The sequence below is a fragment of the Mesorhizobium sp. PL10 genome (genome assembly GCF_053714315.1).
Genome location: NZ_JBSKBR010000248.1, coordinates 1 through 249 on the forward strand (window position 1 = coordinate 1; position 249 = coordinate 249).

Sequence of the window (249 nt, forward strand, 5' to 3'; positions counted from 1 at the left end):
ACGAATCGGCCTTCAATACGTTCATCGGCTACGCCGGCAACGTCATCCAGGATACGCTCGTTCCCTACGGCGATTTCGACACCAACGTCATCCAGTACTACTTCGACGCGGGCAACGGCTTCTCGGCCGTGATCTCTCTCGAAGAAGGCTCGGGCGGCGGCACTGCTGGTGCCTACGGCGTCGGCACGATCGACAGCTACGTTCCGCATGTCGTCGGCGGCGTGAAGTACACGCAGGGCTGGGGCGCCA

Annotated in this window: 1 protein-coding gene; it reads left to right on the top strand. The window is 62.2% G+C overall.

The window, feature by feature from the left end; all coding sequences use genetic code 11:
* Positions 1–249 (top strand): porin (locus ACWGTO_RS34040; RefSeq protein ID WP_454579026.1); only part of this gene is annotated, 249 nt, incomplete at both ends.